This window comes from Pseudomonas idahonensis (assembly GCF_037903935.1).
Taxonomy (GTDB): domain Bacteria; phylum Pseudomonadota; class Gammaproteobacteria; order Pseudomonadales; family Pseudomonadaceae; genus Aquipseudomonas; species Aquipseudomonas danubii.
In genome coordinates this window covers 3146412-3163245 of sequence record NZ_CP149586.1, presented here as the reverse complement: position 1 = coordinate 3163245, position 16834 = coordinate 3146412, and the positions used below count along the sequence as shown (strand labels likewise).

18 protein-coding genes are annotated in these 16834 nt (G+C 63.4%); 6 read left to right on the top strand and 12 right to left on the bottom strand.

What is annotated here, in order from left to right; genetic code table 11:
- Window position 1: 1 nt before the first annotated feature.
- Genes WIN67_RS14455 through WIN67_RS14435 form a run of 5 tightly spaced genes read right to left on the bottom strand, consistent with a single transcriptional unit; the run spans window position 2 to window position 3832 of the window.
- Window positions 2-832: a DUF2797 domain-containing protein gene (locus WIN67_RS14455; RefSeq protein WP_102879619.1), complete on the bottom strand. Its 831-nt coding sequence runs from the start codon at window positions 830-832 to the stop codon at window positions 2-4.
- Window positions 829-1089, bottom strand: coding sequence for a YeaC family protein (locus WIN67_RS14450; RefSeq protein WP_011061566.1), 261 nt, complete (start codon window positions 1087-1089; stop codon window positions 829-831). The genes WIN67_RS14455 and WIN67_RS14450 overlap by 4 nt, the downstream gene beginning before the upstream one ends.
- A gap of 15 nt (window positions 1090-1104) precedes the next feature.
- The gene (locus WIN67_RS14445) at window positions 1105-1974 is read right to left on the bottom strand and encodes a rhomboid family intramembrane serine protease (protein WP_102879620.1); all 870 of its coding nucleotides are present in this window, start codon (window positions 1972-1974) and stop codon (window positions 1105-1107) included.
- Window positions 1971-2945 carry a metallophosphoesterase gene (locus tag WIN67_RS14440; RefSeq protein ID WP_181430804.1) on the bottom strand — a complete coding sequence of 325 codons (975 nt, stop codon included), beginning with the start codon at window positions 2943-2945 and terminating at the stop codon, window positions 1971-1973. The genes WIN67_RS14445 and WIN67_RS14440 overlap by 4 nt, the downstream gene beginning before the upstream one ends.
- Window positions 2942-3832, bottom strand: coding sequence for an NAD(+) kinase (locus WIN67_RS14435; protein WP_007920913.1), 891 nt, complete (start codon window positions 3830-3832; stop codon window positions 2942-2944). Before WIN67_RS14435 ends, WIN67_RS14440 begins: the two co-directional genes overlap by 4 nt.
- Window positions 3833-3994: 162 nt before the next feature.
- On the opposite strand from WIN67_RS14435, the gene WIN67_RS14430 reads away from it, so the two are divergent.
- The gene (locus WIN67_RS14430; protein WP_339071542.1) at window positions 3995-4972 is read left to right on the top strand and encodes a DUF1853 family protein; all 978 of its coding nucleotides are present in this window, start codon (window positions 3995-3997) and stop codon (window positions 4970-4972) included.
- 86 nt (window positions 4973-5058) lie between these two features.
- Here the strand turns inward: WIN67_RS14430 and WIN67_RS14425 are convergent, their stop codons facing one another.
- Together WIN67_RS14425 and WIN67_RS14420 are read right to left on the bottom strand one after the other, a co-directional pair.
- Window positions 5059-6345, bottom strand: coding sequence for an arsenic transporter (locus tag WIN67_RS14425; RefSeq protein WP_102879622.1), 1287 nt, complete (start codon window positions 6343-6345; stop codon window positions 5059-5061).
- A 147-nt stretch (window positions 6346-6492) separates the two neighbouring features.
- Window positions 6493-7050, bottom strand: coding sequence for an NADPH-dependent FMN reductase (locus WIN67_RS14420; RefSeq protein ID WP_102865221.1), 558 nt, complete (start codon window positions 7048-7050; stop codon window positions 6493-6495).
- Window positions 7051-7265: 215 nt separating this feature from the next.
- Between WIN67_RS14420 and WIN67_RS14415 the strand changes: the two genes are divergently transcribed.
- Window positions 7266-7502 (top strand): hypothetical protein, encoded by a 237-nt coding sequence (locus WIN67_RS14415; RefSeq protein ID WP_102865222.1) that lies wholly within the window; start codon window positions 7266-7268, stop codon window positions 7500-7502.
- Between the two features lie 74 nt (window positions 7503-7576).
- The gene (locus WIN67_RS14410; protein ID WP_102865223.1) at window positions 7577-8470 is read left to right on the top strand and encodes a LysR family transcriptional regulator; all 894 of its coding nucleotides are present in this window, start codon (window positions 7577-7579) and stop codon (window positions 8468-8470) included.
- Window positions 8471-8475: 5 nt separating this feature from the next.
- Here WIN67_RS14410 and WIN67_RS14405 read toward each other — a convergent pair whose 3' ends face one another.
- The 3 genes from WIN67_RS14405 to dnaQ form a co-directional block, all read right to left on the bottom strand.
- Complete coding sequence (locus tag WIN67_RS14405) at window positions 8476-9054, bottom strand: GNAT family N-acetyltransferase (protein WP_102865224.1); 579 nt, start codon at window positions 9052-9054, stop codon at window positions 8476-8478.
- A 14-nt stretch (window positions 9055-9068) separates the two neighbouring features.
- Window positions 9069-11324: an Orn/Lys/Arg decarboxylase N-terminal domain-containing protein gene (locus WIN67_RS14400; RefSeq protein WP_102879623.1), complete on the bottom strand. Its 2256-nt coding sequence runs from the start codon at window positions 11322-11324 to the stop codon at window positions 9069-9071.
- A 442-nt stretch (window positions 11325-11766) separates the two neighbouring features.
- The gene (gene dnaQ / locus WIN67_RS14395) at window positions 11767-12516 is read right to left on the bottom strand and encodes a DNA polymerase III subunit epsilon (RefSeq protein WP_102865226.1); all 750 of its coding nucleotides are present in this window, start codon (window positions 12514-12516) and stop codon (window positions 11767-11769) included.
- 180 nt (window positions 12517-12696) lie between these two features.
- Between dnaQ and WIN67_RS14390 the strand changes: the two genes are divergently transcribed.
- Window positions 12697-13020, top strand: a complete 324-nt coding sequence (locus WIN67_RS14390; RefSeq protein ID WP_253084873.1) for a DUF2388 domain-containing protein — start codon at window positions 12697-12699, stop codon at window positions 13018-13020.
- 5 nt (window positions 13021-13025) lie between these two features.
- On the opposite strand, the gene rnhA is transcribed toward WIN67_RS14390, so the two are convergent.
- Complete coding sequence (gene rnhA / locus WIN67_RS14385; RefSeq protein WP_102865228.1) at window positions 13026-13475, bottom strand: ribonuclease HI; 450 nt, start codon at window positions 13473-13475, stop codon at window positions 13026-13028.
- A 108-nt stretch (window positions 13476-13583) separates the two neighbouring features.
- Window positions 13584-14342, bottom strand: a complete 759-nt coding sequence (locus tag WIN67_RS14380) for a methyltransferase domain-containing protein (RefSeq protein WP_102865229.1) — start codon at window positions 14340-14342, stop codon at window positions 13584-13586.
- Between the two features lie 65 nt (window positions 14343-14407).
- Between WIN67_RS14380 and gloB the strand changes: the two genes are divergently transcribed.
- Together gloB and WIN67_RS14370 are read left to right on the top strand one after the other, a co-directional pair.
- Window positions 14408-15175, top strand: a complete 768-nt coding sequence (gene gloB / locus WIN67_RS14375) for a hydroxyacylglutathione hydrolase (RefSeq protein ID WP_213666277.1) — start codon at window positions 14408-14410, stop codon at window positions 15173-15175.
- Window positions 15176-15274: 99 nt separating this feature from the next.
- Window positions 15275-16705 carry a LysM peptidoglycan-binding domain-containing protein gene (locus tag WIN67_RS14370; protein WP_339071540.1) on the top strand — a complete coding sequence of 477 codons (1431 nt, stop codon included), beginning with the start codon at window positions 15275-15277 and terminating at the stop codon, window positions 16703-16705.
- Window positions 16706-16834 lie beyond the last annotated feature (129 nt).

Genomic DNA, 16834 nt, shown 5'->3' with positions numbered 1-16834 from the left:
TCTACTGATGCACGGCGAGCTGGTAGGCCGTGTACTTACGAATGTTGATCACGCCGGTGTCGAAGATCAGGTACTGGCCCTTGATCCCCAGCAGCGTGCCTTCGGCAATCGGGTTCTTGTCCAGGTTGAAGCTGACGATCTTGGCCGGGTACTGCTCGACCGGATAACGAATCTCCAGGGGCTCGATATCGGTCACCGGCTGAATCGCCTGCAGGCCGAAACGCTCCTGCAGGGCCAACAGGCCCTCGGCGCAGGATTCAAACAGTTGCTCGCGCACCGCCACCAGGTCCACCGCCTGGGCATCGCCCTTGAGCAAGGCACGCCAGTTGGTCTTGTCCGCCACCTGGGAGCGGAACAGATCCTCGACGAAGCCCGATTGCTGGCGGGTCGCCACGCGCATGATCGGCAGCGCCTGGCTGGCGCCCTGGTCGAGCCAGCGGGTCGGCAACTGGGTGGCGCGGGTGATGCCGACCTTGATCCCCGAGGAGTTGGCCAAATAGACCACGTGATCGGTCATGCAGAACTGCTCGCCCCAGGACGGCTCGCGGCAGGTGCCGGCGTCGTAGTGGCAACGTTCCGGACTCATGATGCAGATATCGCACTGGGCCAGCTTGGTCATGCATGGATAGCAGTAACCCTGGCTGAAACTGGTCTTGGTCTTGCGCCCGCAGTGAGTGCAGTGGATCGCCCCCAGGTATTCCAGGCGCACCTGGGTACCGATCAGGGGGTTGACCGGCACCTCGCTGTCACCCAGGCGAAAAGCGTACTGAACATTCGGCCCGTCCAGGCGTGCCGACATTTTGCTGATGGAACCGCGGCCAATCTCGATCAATGGATGGCATCCGACTTGAACAGGATGTTCGGCACCGGCGCCGACTTCGAGGCGCATTCCTGCGGGCCCATGTAGCCGGTGCGCTGGTCCTCGGGCAGGTTCTGCATTTCCCAGGCGATCATCGCCTGCAGCGACAGTTCGCGCTGCTCGGCGGTGAGCTTGCGGCCATCGGACCATTTGCCGATTTCTACCGCCAGCTTCAGGCTCTGGTAGATCTCGGGGGTGATGTTTTCGATCATTTCGACAAAGGACGACATACAAGACTCCAGCATTCAAAGGGCCAGTTTACGGCGACTGTACAAGCCGCCCAACAAACCAGTAAGGCAACCGACGAGCAGCCCGCCGACGTGGGCGGCGTTGGCGATTTCGCCGAAACCGATCATCGACACCAGCCCGGACAGGCACAGCAGCAGCCACACCAGCATCATCACCAGCACGCCCCGGGGCAGGCGGTAGATGGGGTTGGGGGACAGTAATTGGTAGATCCAGCAATGCCCGAGCAGACCGTAGAGCACCCCGGACAGGCCGCCGAACAGGGTCGGGCCACTGAAATAGTATTGGGCGTAGTTGGACACCAGGCTGAACAGCAGGGTCAAGCCCAGCAGGTTGATGCTGCCCTGGCGCAACTCGATGCGCCGCCCCAGTTCCCAGTACCACATGCCGTTCATGGCGATATGCAGGATGCCGAAGTGGATCAGCATCGGCGTCACCAGGCGCCACCACTGCCCCGCCGCCAGGCTGTCGGCCAGGGAACTGAACTGGATGTAGTCGCCGACCACACGGAACTCGAGGAAGGTAAACCAGCCGAGGGTTTGCAGGTTGTCCCCCAGCAAGGTGATGCCGCAAACCGCCAGGCTCAGCAGCAGGATCAGCGCGGTAATCGGGCTGCGGCGCAACTGCTCCCCCAGGCCGACGCGGGCCGGGGTGGCCGCCTGCGGGATATCCAGTTGCTGCTCGGGATCGCCCTGGGGAAAGCGCTGGTACAGGCCCCGCACATCCTCACTGATGGATTCCGGCACCCAGAGCACCTGCTCGCCGGCCTCCTCACTGACCCGGTGCGGCACCTGCATGCGCTGCAGCAGTTTGACGAAACCACTCAGATCCGTGGCCAGGGGCAGACGCAAAACCGCTACCGCGCTCATCGCAACACCTCGGGCCGCTCGACGTCGACCCAGACAAATTTATTCGGGTCCAGGCGGGTTTCCTGGTCCAGCCGATACGCGGCGAGCTTGCCGTAGAGCACCGCGCTGTAATCCAGGCACGCCAGGTTGGGCCGGATCGGCGCCGGCTTGCCGCTGCGCCAGTAGTGGCCGACGAACAGCATCGGTTCGTCGGCGCCGTAGCGCAGCAGGCTGTTTTTCTCGGCCGGGGACAACGGCGTGCGCGCCACTGGATCGGGCAAGGCATCGGGCTGGAAGACGATGTCGCCGTAGGTCTGTGGGTCGTCTTCCCAGAATTTGGTGCGAAAGAACGCCCGGGTCAGGCCGTCGCCACTGGTCATGGTCAGGCCGTGGGGCAGGCGCATGTCGGTGCCGCGCAGCAGGCGATCGAAGGCGGTGCTGGCAAAACTGTCGGGCAGCGCCGAGGCCTGGAGGAAGGCTCGATCGATGCAACCGTCCGGATACTGCTGGCGCAGGGGCGCGATCAGGCCGGCATCCCAGCAAGCGTGCACCACGCGGAAACGGCCGGCGTCGACGAACAGCGGCAGCTCATAGAACCACTCCAGGAAGTCGTGCCAGTCGCCAGGGTGGTGTTCGAACTGGGTCAGGGTTTCGTGGATCAGTCGGGCATGGCGCGGGGTGTGTTCGCGCACGAACTGCTTGCCGCTGCCGGCCGCCGCCGGGGTGCTCCAGCCCAGGGCGTTGAACTCATGGTTGCCCATGATGCACAGCGCCTGGCCGGCCACCACCATGTCGTGGACGATATGCAGCGATTCACGGATTCGCGGGCCGCGGTCGATGATGTCACCGAGGAACACCGCCATGCGCGACGGGTGCCGCCAGACGCCGCCCTGCTTGTGATACCCGAGCCGATCCAGCAAGTGCTCCAGGGTCAGGGCGCAACCGTGCACGTCACCGATCAGGTCGTAGCTACGCGCGGGATCGAGCATCAGTCGCCTCCACCGCCCAGTCGGCTGCCCCAGCCGAGTTTGGTCCGACAGACCTCGTAGTAGTTGTGGTCCAGCGGATGGATCAGGCGCAGCTTCTGCGCCTTCTTGCTGACCGTGATGGTGTCGCCCGGGGCACAGGTGAAGTGGTTCTGCCCGTCACAGGAGACTTGCGGATAGATCTGCATATCTTTGGACACGACGATTTTCAGCTCACTGTTGCCATCGACCACGATCGGCCTTCCAGACAAGGTATGGGGGTACATCGGCACAATCACAATGGCATCCAGCTTGGGATGCATGATCGGGCCGCCGGCGGACAGCGCATAGGCCGTGGAACCGGTAGGCGTGGCGACGATCAGGCCGTCGGCCTTCTGGCTGCAGACGAACTGGCCGTCGATGTAGATCTCGAACTCGATCATCCGCGTCGACTTGCCCGGGTGCAGCACCACGTCGTTGAGCGCATCGCCCTGGCCGATGGCCTCGGCATGGCGACGGACTTCGGCCTGCAGCAGGAAGCGGTTTTCCACCAGATAGTGGCCGTCGAGCACTTCGGCAACCTTGACTTCCAGCTCATCGGGGCGGATGTCGGTGAGAAAGCCCAGGCTGCCGCGGTTGATCCCCAGCACCGGAATATTGTGCCGGGCCAGGGCCCGAGCGGCGCCCAGCAGGCTGCCGTCGCCGCCGACCACGATGACCATGTCGCAGACCTCGCCCAACAGCTTGCGCGAGGAGGTCTGCAGACCGTGGCCCGGCAGCACTTCGGCGATGGTGTCTTCAAGGATCACGTGCAGGTGGCGCGCCAGCAGAAACTTCTTCAGTCGGCGAACTGTGTCCAGCACCTGGGAACTGCCCAGGCGACCGATAATGCCGATATTGCGAAACTGCTCCATGGGGCTCCTGCGGAATTCGGGTACGGGCGAAACGGAGGATTATGGGCGAAACCCGGCGTTAGACAAAATCCTTTCAGCCACGGGCGCTTGGGAGCAGCCGACGCAACTGCGAGTGGCACGCATTTATCGCGAACGGCACAGGTTTGCGTCTATGCTCGCAAGATGCTCCTGTTCCCGGATTTGCTCAGCCTCCCCCGCCAGTTGCGTCAACCTGAAGTCCGCGACCTCGCCTGGGTCATCCTCGCGCCGCCGATGCTCAGCCATACGCCCTGGCCACAGCGCCACCCCCTGGCCGGCAGCGACTGGGTGCTGGCGCCACAACTGCTGGCCCACTGGCTGCGATGCCAGGATCTGGACAGCCGCGCCTTGCGCCATTGGCTGAATCAGGGGCGGACCCGGCGCCTGGGCCTGTACTACGAACGCCTCTGGCAATTTGCCGTGCAGCATGCGCCGGGGGTGGAACTGCTGGCGGCCAACCTGCCGATCCGCCGTGAGGGGCACACCCTCGGTGAACTGGACATGCTGCTGCGCGACCGCGAAGGCGTGCATCACCTGGAGCTGGCGATCAAGCTCTACCTGGGCCCGCAGCACGGCAACGGCTGCGACAGCGCGCAATGGCTTGGCCCGGGCTGTCACGACCGCCTGGACCGCAAGCTGGCGCACCTGGACGAGCACCAACTGCCGATTTCCGCCCGCGCCGAAAGCCGCGAAGCCTTGGCGGCGCTGGACATCCAGCAGTTCAGCGCCCACCTGTGGCTGGGGGGCTACCTGCTCTATCCCTGGCCGGGCCACGCCGAACCGCCTCAAGGCGCTCACCCGCAGCACCTGCGAGGGCGCTGGCTGCACCAGCGGGACTGGCCCGCCTTCATCGCCCAGAGCGCACCCGGGCGTTGGCAGCCCCTGCCCCGCCACGCCTGGCTGGCTCCGGCTCACTATCCGGCCGAACAGGCCTGGACGGCCGGGCAACTGCAGCAATGGCTTGCAGAACTGGACGCCCAGGCCCCGGCGCAACTGCTGGTACGACTGGTGGAAACAGCCGAAGGGGGCTGGGAAGAAGCCGAGCGCCTGTTCCTGGTGGCCGACCTCTGGCCCAACGTCCCCGCGACCCAGCCCCTAGCGCCCAGAGACCAACTTGCGTAGGCGCTGGCGTGCCAGCGAAAGTCCTCCCCCGCCGGGCACACATCTCGCCGCCCCCTTCGCCGGCAAGCCGGCTCGGTGGGGTTTCGCTATGCCAGGGAAAGCCGTAACGCCAGAGCCGCCAGGGTCACCAGCAGCACCGGCAGTGTCAGCACGATGCCGACCCGGAAGTAATAACCCCAGCCAATATGGATGCCCTTGCGTTCAAGCACATGCAGCCAAAGCAATGTGGCCAGGCTGCCGATGGGGGTGATTTTCGGCCCCAGGTCGCTGCCAATGACATTGGCGTAGATCATCGCTTCCTTGACCACCCCGGTGGCCTGACTGGCATCGATGGACAAGGCAGCGATCAGCACCGTGGGCAAATTGTTCATCACCGATGACAGCCCCGCCGTCAGCAATCCGGTGCCCAGCGCCGCCCCCCAGACGCCACCAGCGGCAAAGCCGTCGAGCCAGCCCGCCAGATACCCGGTCAGCCCGGCATTGCGCAAGCCATAAACCACCAGATACATGCCCAAGGAGAAAATCACGATCTGCCATGGCGCTTCCTTGAGCACTTTGCGGGTGGAGATCTTGTGCCCACGTGCCGCGATCACCAGCAGCAAAGTGGCGCAGACCGCGGAAATGGCGCTGATGGGAATCCCCAGCGGCTCCAGGGCAAAACAGCCCAGCAGCAGGATCAGCAGCACCCACCAGCCGGCGATGAAGGTTGCCCGGTCATGGATGGCACTGGCCGGCTCGGCCAGTTGCCGCGGATCGTACTGCTCAGGGATGTCCCGGCGGAAAAACCACAGCAGCACCGCCAGGGTCGCCGCGACGCTCACCAGGTTGACCGGCAGCATCACCGCCGCATAACGGTTGAAACCGATCTGGAAGAAGTCCGCGGAGACGATGTTCACCAGGTTCGACACCACCAGCGGCAAGCTTGCGGTGTCGGCGATGAAGCCGGCCCCCATGACGAAAGCCAGGGTCGTGGCGGCAGAAAAGCGCAAGGCCAGCAGCATGGAAATGACGATGGGCGTGAGGATCAGCGCCGCGCCGTCGTTGGCGAACAGTGCCGACACCAGGGCTCCCAACAGCACCATGAAGGCGAACAGCCGTCGCCCCCTGCCCCGCCCCCAGCGCGCCACATGCAGGGCCGCCCAGGCGAAGAACCCGGCCTCGTCCAGCAGCAGGCTGATGATGATCAGCGCAACGAAGGTGCCGGTGGCGTTCCAGATGATCTGCCACACCACCGGGATGTCGGCCAGTTGCACCACGCCGCAGAACAGGGCCAGGAGCGCGCCGAACACCGCGCTCCAACCGACGCCCAGGCCTTTGGGCTGCCAGATCACCAGGGTAATGGTCAGCAAGAAAATCGATACTGCAATCAACATGACGAAGAAATCTTGAATAAAGAGGGGGCTAGCGCAGGAGCTGGCTTGCCAGCGACCGTGCACCTGAGGCTGATACAAGCCCCAGGAGCCCGTTCGCCGGCAAGCCGGTGCCTACCACAGCAGGAGAATGTGGGTGACAGACAGCACTCAAGCCTTCTTGTGCTGCTCGACCCATTGGCCGTAGGCGGTGATGAAGTTCTGCAGGAACGGCCGGGTCGCTTCCGACAGCTTGCCCGCTTCGTCGAACGCCGAGCCGGCGCCGCCCAGGTAGGCTTCGGGCTGCTGCATGCACGGCACATTGAGGAACACCAGGGATTGGCGCAGGTGGTGGTTGGCACCGAAGCCGCCGATGGCCCCGGGGGAAACGCTGATCACCGCTCCGGGCTTGCCGCTCCAGGCACTTTTGCCATAGGGACGCGAACCGACGTCGATGGCGTTCTTCAGGGCTGCCGGTACCGAGCGGTTGTACTCCGGGGTGACGAACAGTACCGCATCGGCAGCGCCGATCTGTTCGCGAAAGCGGGTGTAGGCCGCGGGAGGCGTCACGTCGATGTCTTCGTTGTACAGCGCCAGATCGCCAATCTCGACGATGCTCAACTGCAGGTTCGCCGGTGCCAGCTCGGCCAGCGCCAGGGCCACCTTGCGATTCAGGGATTGTTTTCTCAGACTGCCGACCAACACTGCGACTTTGTAGACATTGCTCATTGCATTCCAACCCTTGGCTTGAAGAAGGTGTTAGTTATAGATGAGCCTGGGGGTCGCCTGCTACCCCACACAAACCATTTCCCTGCATAAGTTCCAAGACCTGGGAGGCCGTCTGCTGCGACGGCGGATTATTTTTTCCGGCCGGCAAAACTTACCTTGCACACGTCGGGTCTACAGCACCGAATTTGCGTGTTTTATCTCCAGAGGCTCTAAAGATGGCAGCAGTACTTGTCGGACAATTCCATGCAAGAGATGCCGAGGGACGGGTGTATTCAGTGCACGAGTTCCAGGAATCCATGCCCGCAGAGGGCGACCAGGCCAGCTCGGAGCCCGTTACCACCTACCGCCTGGCCATTGGCGACCGGGTCAAGAAGCTCGATGACAATCAATTCCTGCTGGTGCAATCGGACGTCACCATCGTGCGGGAGCCGGAAACCTATGTCAGTGAGTGATCATGCCCGCCGGCCCGGACTTGGGGTAGGATTCAACGCCTGACTCCCTAACCGGCTGGACATGGACTTCAAGCATGCGTTTACGTCATATCGAAGTGATTCAGGCGCTCCTGCAAACCGCCCACCTGGGCACCGCCGCCGAGCTGCTGCAACTCTCGGTGGCTGAAGTCGAAGCCCTGCTACGCGATGCCGAAAGCCAATTGGGGTTCATGCTGTTCGCCAGCGTGCGCGGGCGCTTGCAGGCCACTCGCGAAGCCCGGGAATTGCAACCGGCAATCAACCGGGTGTACGACGCTTTCGAGCCGGTACAACGCCTGGCTGACAGCCTGAGGTTTCATCAGGCGCCGCCTTTGCGCATCGTCGGCACGCCCCCTCTGGTCCAGCAACTGCTGCCTCAGTGCATCGCGGCCCTGCGCCGGCGCTTCGCCGATACGCCCTGCAGCCTCCTCAGCCAGAGCACCCGCGACATGGTCCACAGCCTGCTGCTGCACGACTGTGACCTGGGCCTGAGCCTGCATGACCCCGAACACCCGGACATCCACAGCCAGGCCCTGGCTCAGGGCAAGCTGTTTTTGCTGGCACCCCATGGCTGGCTGCAACCCAAACAGAAATACGTAGCCCTGCAGGAGCTGGCGGGCCAGGCCATGGTGGGCCTGGAGGGCCAGGACCCGCTGAGCGTGATACTCACCAGCAAGCTGCAGAATCTGCGCCCAAGCCCGGTAATCCAGACCCGGGTACAGACCTACCAGATGATGCGCAGCCTGGTGGAGGCCGGCGAGGGCCTGGCCATCGTCGACCCGTTCACAGCCGTGGGGGCCCGTGGCGCCGGGCTCGATGCCTGCCCCTTGTCACCCCCCATCAGTGTCACGCTGTACGCCTTGCGCCGCAGTTCTGGCGAGGACTCGCCCCTGCTCGGCGCCCTGCTGGAACTGCTGACCGAGCAGGCCGAAACGCTACTGGCCGGCTAGGACCGTTACGCCTGAGGCTCATCGGCAAACAGCCGGTACCAGAAAATCGCCACCTCGCTGGTATTCGGATCGATGCCGCGATAACGCAGGTGATCCACCCCGCCCACCACGTAGCCGCAGCGCTCATACAGGCGACAGGCGCCGAGGTTGTTGTTCTGGGTTTCCAGCATCACCCCCGGCAACTGCTTCTTGCGACTCCAGAACTGCGCCACCTCCAGCAGCCCCTTGGCGACGCCGTGCCGCCGGGCCGGCGCATGCACCGCCAACTCGTCGATATGCCCGTAACCGTTCCAATTGGTGCTGACCACCACGTGCCCCACAGGCTGGTCGTCCAGGTAGGCCATGAAAATCTCGCTGTCCGCGGCGTTGCGGTAACTGCTGAATTCCTCGGGATCGATGCCATAGCACTTGCGGTAAGGCACGATCCTGCGCAGCGGCCAGTCCGCCACCGGCATGCCCCGCTCGGCCTCGGCGTAGGCACTGACTTCGAAGCTGAAGTCGCTGCCCCAGACGTAGGCGGCGAAGCCCTCGTCGGCCACACGGATCGCCAGTCCCGGATACTTGGGATTCACCACAGGTTGCATAGCAGGAAAACTCCTCATGCTTTGACGCAATCGACGGTGTACTGCCGGCCATGGCCCTGGTCGTCATGCTGCAGGCCATGCACATCGGCGACGAACCCCGGGAAACTGCTGTCGAACGCTCGGGCAAAGGCCAGGTAGTCGATGATCGAGCGGGTCGCTTCGGTAAATCGCTCACCGGGCATGATCAGCGGAATACCCGGCGGGTATGGCACCAGCATCACCGCCGCGATACGCCCCTGCAGTTGATCGATGGACACCGCCTCCACTTCGCCGCGCACCAGATGGTCATAGGCATCGGCGGGCTTCATCGCCACCTCCGGCAGCACCGTGTACATGCGCTTGAGGTGCTTGGCCGTGGCGTTGCTGCGGTAGCAGGCGTGCAACTGGTCGCACAGATCCTGCAAGCCCATGCCCTGATAGCGCTGCGGGTCCTGCCCGGCGACGCTGGGCAGGCAACTGGCCAGGCTGACATTGGCGTCGTAGTTGCGCTTGAACTCCAGCAGCTCGGTGAGCAGCGTGCTCCACTTGCCCTTGGTGATGCCCATGGAGAACAGCACCAGGAACGAATAGAGCCCGGTCTTTTCCACCACCAGCCCGCGTTCCCAGAGGAACTTGCTGACCACGGCCGCGGGAATTCCGTGTTCACTCAAGGCCCCGCCAGCGGTAAGGCCGGGCATCACCAGGGTCACCTTGATCGGATCGAGCAGCACATAGTCGTCGGTGACGCCGGCAAAACCGTGCCACTCGCCTTCGGGCTCCAGCAACCAGTCGCCGGTGCGCACCTGATCGATGCCTTCGACCCGCTCCGGCTGCCAGATCGAGAACCACCAGTCATCGGCGGCGATGTTCTGCCGCAGATTGGCCAAGGCCCGGCGGAAGCTCAGGGCTTCATCGAACATTTCCTGTAGCAGCGAGCGCCCCGCCGGCCCTTCCATCATCGCCGAGGCCACATCCAGCGAGGCAATGATGCTGTACTGCGGCGACGTCGAGATGTGCATCATGAAGGCTTCATTGAAGCGGTCCCGATCCAGTTGTCGGGCGCCGCCATCCTGCACATGGATCATCGACGCCTGACTGAAAGCCGCCAGCAGCTTGTGGGTGGAATGGGTGGTGAACACCAGGGGGCTATCAGCGGAGCGCGAGGTGCCCATGCCGTAACGCCCGGCGAAGAATTCGTGGAAGGCCGCGTAGGCATACCAGGCCTCGTCGAAATGCAGCACCTCGACACTGTTGCCCAGGCTTTGCTTGATCAGCTCGGCGTTGTAGCACAGGCCGTCATAGGTGGAGTTGGTGACCACCGCCAGCTTGACCTTGGGCGGTCGACCACGGGTCAGCGGGCTGGCATCGATCTTGGCCTGGATCGACTCGGGGCTGAACTCGCTCAAGGGAATCGGCCCGATGATCCCCAGTTCATTACGTTCAGGACACAGGTACAGGGGGATGGCCCCGGTCATGATGATCGAGTGCAACACCGACTTGTGGCAGTTGCGATCCACCAGCACCAGGTCATCGCGCCCCACCATGGAATGCCAGACGATCTTGTTGGCGGTGGAGGTGCCATTGATCACGAAGAAGGTATGGTCGGCACCGAAATTGCGCGCTGCCCGCGCCTCGGCTTCCGCCAGGGGCCCGGTGTGGTCCAGCAGCGAACCCAGCTCCGGCACTGACACCGACAGGTCCGAACGCAGGGTGTTCTCCCCGAAGAACTGGTGAAACGCCTGGCCCACCGGGCTCTTGCGATAGGCCACGCCACCGCCGTGCCCCGGGGTGTGCCAGGAATAGTTGGAATCGGCGGTGTGCTGCACCAGGGCCTTGAAGAACGGCGGCAGCAGGCCGTCGAGATAATTGCGCGCGGCCCGGGCCACTTGCCGGGCCAGGAACGGCACCGTGTCCTCGAACAGGTAGAGAATGCCCCGCAGCTGGTTGAGCTCGCTCATGGCATCGGCGGGGGCGTTTTCCAGGGTCATCTGCTCCCCGAGGGCGAAGATCGGCAACAAGGGTGCGCGTACCCGGGCCAGGCGGATCAGCTCCACCATGTTTTGCAGAAGATGGGTGTTTTCCCCGGCGCCCTCGGCAGCGATCAACATGCAGGCCAGGCCGTGATGGGTAGAAGCCACTAGTCGCCCTTCGGCGTAGTTGACCGCGGAAAAGATGCTGAACCCGTCCTTCTCCAGCTCCCGGGCGATGCCCCGCACCCGGTCTCCCGCCACCGTGTCGGACTTGATATCGCGGTGCACGATCAGGATCGGAAACTGCAGGTCTTTATACATGGGGCAGGCTGTCCTGAGGCTGCGGGTAGGTCCCGCCAATGGACTCAGGGTAGAAGCTCCTGGCGTCGCCTGTCACCCCGAGCACAGACTCGATGTAACAAAAGGTCGCACAGGCACAATTGCCGGCCCACGCCCCACACACCTGTAGCCGCTGCTGAGCCATGGCGAAGCTGCGTGAAGGCCCACAGGGCCTTGCTTGGCGATCTCCCGACAAACCTCTGTCGCCTAAGGAGCCGTTCGCAGCCTGCGGCAGCGGCTACAACACTCTCGGCTCGGCATTACCCTGTAGCCGCTGCCGAGCCACGGCGAGGCTGCGAAAAGGTCCGCAGGACCTTGCTTGACGATCTCCCGCCAAATCTCCAGCGCCCTCAAGAGCGCCGCATCTCCTACGGAGCCGTTCGCAGCCTGCGGCAGCAGCTACAGGGCCACGGACGATAAAGGCTTAGTGTTGGTTTTCGAGCAACTGGGTCCACAGGGCCGGGGCGCCGGCAGACTTGGCGATGATCTCCAGGCGCGTCTGGTGCTCGGCCAACTCGGCTTCGCTGGCGCGGATGATCCGCCCCCGCGGCCGCTCGGCCGGCAACCGGCGGATCTCCGAGGCCCGGCCCGCACCTTCACCAGAGCCGTTGCCATCCGAGGCATTGCCCGCCAGGGACAGGCTGGTCTGGCCACCGGTCATGGTCAGGTAGACGTCGGCCAGGATCTCCGAGTCGAGCAAGGCGCCATGCAATTCACGGCCGGAGTTGTCGACACCGTAGCGCTTGCACAGGGCGTCGAGGCTGTTGCGCTGCCCCGGGTGCCGCTCACGGGCCATCATCAGGGTGTCGAGGATGGTGCAGTGCTGGGTGATGTCCGCCCGCTCGTGCTGCCCCATCAAGGCGAATTCGTTGTTGATGAAACCAACGTCGAACGCCGCGTTGTGGATGATCAGCTGCGCGCCCTTGATAAAGTCGAAAAACTCATCGGCGACTTCGGCGAAACGCGGCTTGCCCACCAGGAACTCGTTGGTGATGCCGTGAACGCCAATGGCGCCCTCATCACTCTCGCGATCCGGTTGCAGGTAAACGTGGAAATGCCGCCCGGTCAGGCGCCGACCGATCAACTCGACGCAACCGATTTCAATGATCCGGTGACCGTCGGTCACCGGCATACCGGTGGTTTCGGTATCGAGTACAACAGATCTGTTGGCCATCAGTGGTCCGTTCTCAATCTGGCAAAGGGCGGGATTTTAGCATGCCCAACCCATGGACTGTGCGCGCACCGGTCACGCCGCTGCCGCGCACTTTTTAACAGTTATTAGCAAAGCTGCTGAGGTGGGCCGAAGGCTCGCCTGCTAGGGTGCCGCCGATCTTTCCCACGGACTTTTCCAGCCATGACGACACTCCGGCGCTACCTGCCAATCCTGCTGCTGGCCGGTCTGTTCAACAACTCCGGCCAGGCCACCAGCCTGGTGATCAGCACCGACCTGAGCATGAGCGGGCTGCTGACCAGCAGCGAAGGCACCGCCGGGATCAGCAGCTCGTTCAAGGACGACAAGATCGTCCTGAAAGCCCGCAGCGATGCCGCGGCCTTTATCGCCAGCAACGGGGCGATTCGCGGCGTACAGCTGGAGTCGGCGCTGCAGAGGATTCGCCAAGTGCTGCACAACCCGCCCTACAGCGACACCCAACTGGCTGCCGCGATCCTCACCCTGTAACGCCATCAGCCCTTGTAGCCGCGAACCTCGTCTACACCCCGGTTGGCCAACTGGTCGGCACGCTCGTTACCGTGATGGCCGGTGTGGCCACGCACCCATTTCCAGGTGACGTTGTGGCGGTTGACCTGCTCATCCAGTTGCTGCCACAGGTCGGCGTTCTTCACCGGCTCCTTGGCTGCGGTCTTCCAGCCGCGCTTCTTCCAGTTGGCCATCCACTCGTTGATGCCCTTCATCACGTACTGCGAGTCGGTGACCAGCAACACGTCGCACTGGCGCTTGAGCTCTTCCAGGCCGCGAATCGCCGCCATCAATTCCATGCGATTGTTGGTGGTGTTGGCTTCGCCGCCCCAGAGTTCCTTCTCGACCCCCTTGCACACCAACAAAGCGCCCCAGCCACCGGGGCCGGGATTGCCCTTGCAGGCACCGTCGGTAAAGATTTCTACGCTATCGCTCATCCACGCCTTCCATCAGAAAATTGCCAGTGGCCTGCCGATTGCGGTCGACAGCGCCCAGGGCCGAGGTCACTCGGCCGGTCTATATAAAAAGAAGGTTGCTGCAGGTCGTCAGGGTTCGCTGTTACGGCGATTGACCTTGGCCATGGGCAGTGGCAACAGCTTGCCCATGGGTTCGCGTCGCACCTGGCGCACCGGGCGCAGGCCGACGGCGATCTTGCGCGCCACCAGCAGGTAAAAGCCGCCACCGGCCAGCTGCCACTGCCCGGCCTTGCGCTCCCAGCCCGCCAATCGTGCCTGCCATGCCTGCGAGGCAAGCGGCGGACGATAGCACCCGAAGCGGCGTTTCTCCAGCGCGAACCCCAGCAGGTTGAGCCAGTCGCCCACCCGCGACGACGAGATGCAACGGGCCTGGCGCAAGGCGTCATGGGCGAAGACATGGCGCAGGCCCCAGGTGCTCCAGGGGTTGATACCGATAATCAGCAAGTGGCCGCCGGGCCTTACGCTGCTGGCCGCCTCGCGCAGCAGGCCGTGGGGCGACAGGCAGAAATCCAGACCATGTTGCAGCACCACCACATCGGCGGCATGTTCGCTCAAGGGCCAGGCCTGTTCCTCACAGACGATCTCAACCCCGGGCAACGGCGCGCCCAGGCGTACGTTGCGCTGCACCTGAGGCGCCGCCGGCGGGGTCTGCGCCGAGGGCCCGTAATGCACCAGGTAACCGCCGAAGAAACGCCCCAGCTCTTCTTCAAGCATGCGTCGCTCTTCATCCAGCAGAAACTGCCCCAGAGGGCCGGACAACCAGTCCCGGGCCGCACTGATCAGGGCCAGCCAGTCGGGATCTGCCTGAGCGAAGGCTTTATCGGTCATTGCATTCTCCAACACGCCAAGAAGTTCTAAGATGCGCCATTGTTTTCCGCTTGGCGAATCCAAAGATGATACAGATCAGTGCCCTGCCCGCCTTCACCGACAACTACATCTGGTTGTTACAAGATCATCGCAGCCAGCGCTGCGCCGTCGTCGATCCCGGCGATGCGGCGCCGGTACTGGCCTGGCTGGAACAGCACCCGGGCTGGAGCCTGAGCGACATCCTGGTGACCCACCATCACCACGATCATGTCGGCGGTGTCGAGCGCCTGAAACAGCACAGTGGCGCCACGGTCTACGGCCCGGCACAGGAAAAGATCCCCGGACGCGACGTGGCCCTGAACGACAACGACCACGCCAACATCCTCGGCTGGGACTTCGAGGTGTTCGCCGTACCGGGCCATACCCTGGGGCATATCGCCTACTACCATCACGGCCTGCTGTTCTGTGGCGACACCCTGTTCGCCGCCGGTTGCGGCCGCCTGTTCGAAGGTACCCCAGAGCAGATGCACCATTCCCTCAGCCGCCTCGCCGCGCTGCCGGACGACACCCTGATCTACTGCACCCACGAATACACCCTGAGCAACCTGCGCTTCGCCCAGGCAGTGGAACCCGCCAACCCGGACATTGCCCAGCGTCTGGAAAAGGTCGAGCAAATGCGCGAGCAAGGGCGCATGACCCTGCCATCAACCCTGGCCCTGGAGAAACTGACCAACCCGTTTTTGCGTACCGGTGAAACATCCGTTAAACAAAAAGCGGACGAACGGAATGGCCAGGATAACCCGTCCCAGAGTGCGGTCTTTGCGGCCCTGAGGGCCTGGAAAGATAAGTTCTAAGCCGGCCAACTGTTGGCACAAAAATTCTGAATGGTTGACCGCACCCCGGGTGCTTTCTAGAATCGCCCGACATTTTTGCCCGGAACTTACTTCCAGCCAATGTCGTCATCTATTCGTTATTCCATCAGTTCAGACGCATTGACGCGCTTGGCCCAGGCCATCGCGGTAGCTGTGTCAGCGACTCTTGCGGGCTGCCAAAGCACCGGTCATGCCCCGCAGAGCGACGCGACACACACTCAGAATTTCAACGCCCGCATCAAGCAGAAACCCATCTGGCTGAGCAACCAGCCAAGCCCGCAAGTCCCCCAGGATGTCTGGGAACGCATGCGCCAGGGGTTCCAACTGCAAGAAGGCCAGGGCGTCAACCCACGTATTGAACAACAGCGCCTGTGGTTCGCCAGTAACCCTTCCTTCCTGGAAAACGCCGGCGAGCGCGGCAGCCTCTATATCCACTACATCGTCGAACGTCTCGAAGAGCGCAACATGCCGCTGGAACTGGCGCTGCTGCCAGTCATCGAAAGCGCCTACAACCCGCTGGCCTATTCCCGGGCCGATGCGGTGGGACTTTGGCAGTTCGTTCCGGCCACCGGTCGCTACTTCAACCTGCGCCAGACCCGCTTCTACGATGGCCGACGCGACATCACCGCGTCGACCACCGCGGCGCTGGACTACCTGACCCGCCTGCACGACATGTTCAACGGCGACTGGCTGCTGGCACTGGCCGCCTACAACGCCGGCGAAGGCACGGTCAGCCGGGCCATTGAGCGTAACGAGAAGCTCGGCCTGCCCACCGACTACTGGAACCTGCCGCTGCCGACGGAAACCCAGGCCTATGTACCCAAGCTGCTGGCCCTGTCCCAGGTGGTGCTGGCCCCGCAAGCCTACGGCGTCAATCTCAACCCGATCGCCAACGAACCCTACTTCCAGGTCGTGGAAATCAACCAGCGCATGGACCTGTCCAAGGTCGCGGCGGTGGCCAACATCGACGAGGACGAGCTGTTCCAGCTCAATCCGGCGTTCAAGCAGCGCACCACCGTCGATGGCCCGCAACACCTGCTGGTGCCAACGTCCAAGGCACAGCTGCTGACCACCAGCCTGTCCACCATGAAACCCGAAGAGCTGATCAGCAAACGCTCCCTCAAGCCGGTCTTCGACCGCGACGAAGGCCGCGACTCGCTGCGGCCCAAGCGCATCTATCGGGTCAAGAACGGCGACAACCTGACCCTGATCGCCAAGGCCAACAAGGTGGATGTGCAGGATCTGCAACGCTGGAACAAGCTCAGCGGCAAGAACCTCAAGGTCGGCCAGACCCTGGTGATGCAGGACACCCGCAAGGCCGCCGGCAAGAAAACCACCGTCGCCAGCAGCGGCAAGCAGAAATCGACCCGCTACAAGGTCAAGCAAGGCGACTCGCTGTACATGGTGGCCAAGCGTTTCAATGTTGAAATGCAGCACCTCAAGCGCTGGAACCCGCGCGCGGCACAGGCTCTCAAGCCGGGCCAGATGCTCACGGTCTACCTGCCGCACTGACAGGGCAACCCGGCTCGTTGTGGCGAGGGAGCGGGCTCGCGCTCCAGTGCACAGCACCGGCAAGCCCTGAAAGCTGGGGGTATCTGAAGTCACGCGGCGCCTGGGTCAATGGGCGCTGCGCGCCCCAAC

What these genes read in the sequence shown, in the direction of transcription:
- WIN67_RS14450 (WP_011061566.1), bottom strand. Translation starts at nt 1,089, where the DNA reads ATGTCGTCCTTTGTCGAAATGATCGAAAACATCACCCCCGAGATCTAC.
- WIN67_RS14445 (WP_102879620.1), bottom strand. Translation starts at nt 1,974, where the DNA reads ATGAGCGCGGTAGCGGTTTTGCGTCTGCCCCTGGCCACGGATCTGAGT.
- WIN67_RS14435 (WP_007920913.1), bottom strand. Translation starts at nt 3,832, where the DNA reads ATGGAGCAGTTTCGCAATATCGGCATTATCGGTCGCCTGGGCAGTTCC.
- WIN67_RS14430 (WP_339071542.1), top strand. Translation starts at nt 3,995, where the DNA reads ATGCTCCTGTTCCCGGATTTGCTCAGCCTCCCCCGCCAGTTGCGTCAA.
- WIN67_RS14425 (WP_102879622.1), bottom strand. Translation starts at nt 6,345, where the DNA reads ATGTTGATTGCAGTATCGATTTTCTTGCTGACCATTACCCTGGTGATC.
- WIN67_RS14420 (WP_102865221.1), bottom strand. Translation starts at nt 7,050, where the DNA reads ATGAGCAATGTCTACAAAGTCGCAGTGTTGGTCGGCAGTCTGAGAAAA.
- WIN67_RS14415 (WP_102865222.1), top strand. Translation starts at nt 7,266, where the DNA reads ATGGCAGCAGTACTTGTCGGACAATTCCATGCAAGAGATGCCGAGGGA.
- WIN67_RS14410 (WP_102865223.1), top strand. Translation starts at nt 7,577, where the DNA reads ATGCGTTTACGTCATATCGAAGTGATTCAGGCGCTCCTGCAAACCGCC.
- WIN67_RS14405 (WP_102865224.1), bottom strand. Translation starts at nt 9,054, where the DNA reads ATGCAACCTGTGGTGAATCCCAAGTATCCGGGACTGGCGATCCGTGTG.
- WIN67_RS14400 (WP_102879623.1), bottom strand. Translation starts at nt 11,324, where the DNA reads ATGTATAAAGACCTGCAGTTTCCGATCCTGATCGTGCACCGCGATATC.
- dnaQ (WP_102865226.1), bottom strand. Translation starts at nt 12,516, where the DNA reads ATGGCCAACAGATCTGTTGTACTCGATACCGAAACCACCGGTATGCCG.
- WIN67_RS14390 (WP_253084873.1), top strand. Translation starts at nt 12,697, where the DNA reads ATGACGACACTCCGGCGCTACCTGCCAATCCTGCTGCTGGCCGGTCTG.
- rnhA (WP_102865228.1), bottom strand. Translation starts at nt 13,475, where the DNA reads ATGAGCGATAGCGTAGAAATCTTTACCGACGGTGCCTGCAAGGGCAAT.
- WIN67_RS14380 (WP_102865229.1), bottom strand. Translation starts at nt 14,342, where the DNA reads ATGACCGATAAAGCCTTCGCTCAGGCAGATCCCGACTGGCTGGCCCTG.
- gloB (WP_213666277.1), top strand. Translation starts at nt 14,408, where the DNA reads ATGATACAGATCAGTGCCCTGCCCGCCTTCACCGACAACTACATCTGG.
- WIN67_RS14370 (WP_339071540.1), top strand. Translation starts at nt 15,275, where the DNA reads ATGTCGTCATCTATTCGTTATTCCATCAGTTCAGACGCATTGACGCGC.